This is a genomic window from Streptomyces violaceorubidus, from assembly GCF_000717995.1.
GTDB lineage: Bacteria > Actinomycetota > Actinomycetes > Streptomycetales > Streptomycetaceae > Streptomyces > Streptomyces violaceorubidus.
This window is the reverse complement of record NZ_JODM01000104.1, coordinates 1-1,408: the sequence shown is the minus strand read 5'-3', so window position 1 is coordinate 1,408 and position 1,408 is coordinate 1. Positions and strand designations below refer to the sequence as shown.

The following is a 1,408-nucleotide window of genomic DNA, read 5'->3' as shown; positions in this document are numbered from 1 at the left end:
AGCGTCTGCAGCAGGCCCGGCGCCTGCTCGGCGAGCAGGCCGGTGACCGCTGCGACGTAGGCGTGGGCGGTGCCGACGGATATACCGAATGCCGCGGCGATCCTCGTGAGGGTGTCGATCCCGAAGGCGACGGCGATCTGCGCCAGCGGCTCGTGCTTACGCAGGTACACCAGCGCGACCAGGGCACGCCGGTGCGGCGCCAGCTTGCAGCGGCGGTCACCCTCGCGGGTGACGATGAGCATGGTCAGCCACTCGACCAGCGCGTGCGGGAGGTCGAGTACGGCAGGATGGGGAACCAACAGGGCTCCTGTGCCGACGAGTTGAGACTTCGAACACCTCCCTCAACGGCACGGGAGTCCTGTGCGTTGCGGCCCACCGACCCGTCACCCGATCGATGGCCACTCTGAAAGAGCTCACTGTCGCCGCCACCCTTCACCTGGCCGGTCGGGCGTGGGCCCATCCGCGGCAACCCGTGACGCAGGCACAGTGCGGCCGGCGGCCTGCCGCCGGAGCAGTTCGAACGGACCATCACCAGAACACGCAAGAAGAGCGACAGAGGTGCCAGGCCGCATAGGTGCATAGGAGAGGTCTCTACGAAACCAGGGGATTGACACGGTGTCCGAGGTCCGTGCCGCCCTTCGGTGATCTCATCCACGCTCCTTGTTCCGGACACGGCCGCGCAGGCACAGACGAGGAGAATCGCGGTCAGCGAGTATCAGCGGCCCTGCCTCGCCCGCGGGTCGGGCACCCGGTTCGTAAAAGGGCCGCAGGTCAGCGACTTGACCGGCATCCAGCGGACCCAGCTTCACCAGCACCGGCGGGATGGGAGAAGATACAGCGGCAGACACGGGCCACCTCATGATCGTTTGAGCTTCGACACCCCAATGATCACGAAGCCCGCTGGCCGTTGACACGAGCGCTGACCAGTTCTTTCGCCAGGTCGGGCACCGTGTTCAGCGGCACCTTGCCTCGCTTGTGGTCAGAGTTCCTCGGCAAGCCGACGATGTCGACCGCGAGTCCCGGCGGCGTGCCCTCCATCACACTCGGCAGTGTGAACTGCGCTCAAACGGAGGTCGTTGTATAGGCGAGAGGGGCGCGCCAGCGACTGCCAGGTCGCTGGCACAAGACAGTCGCTGCCTGGGCGACACCCTGTGTGAGGTTCGAGGCAGCGCTGCGGCGTGCCGGTGAGGGAGGCCGAACACCGTGACCGCGTCACCGGCCGTCGTGCGCCTCGTCTTCGGTCGGGCCCAGGGAGTCCGGAGTCTTGCTTGCCCGGCGTTTTGCAACCCGACGAGCAGCGCTGGGAGGTGCTGATCCGTCATGGCGATCGAGGTGCCTGACTGGGCGAATGCTCTCTTTTTTATGGTCATGGGTGAGCGTATGCCGCAGGCCAATGAGGATCTTGCCT

At 66.3% G+C, this 1,408-nt stretch carries 3 protein-coding genes; all 3 read right to left on the bottom strand.

Annotated features, from left to right (window positions below; genetic code table 11):
• Nucleotides 1–299 (bottom strand): IS5 family transposase (locus tag IE94_RS0134140; protein ID WP_030192262.1); only part of this gene is annotated, 299 nt, incomplete at its 3' end.
• 589 nt (nt 300–888) lie between these two features.
• Nucleotides 889–1,041, bottom strand: coding sequence for a hypothetical protein (locus IE94_RS40150; RefSeq protein ID WP_157849446.1), 153 nt, complete (start codon nt 1,039–1,041; stop codon nt 889–891).
• Between the two features lie 171 nt (nt 1,042–1,212).
• Nucleotides 1,213–1,408: hypothetical protein (locus IE94_RS40715; RefSeq protein ID WP_209441113.1), on the bottom strand; the 196-nt coding region annotated here is incomplete at its 5' end.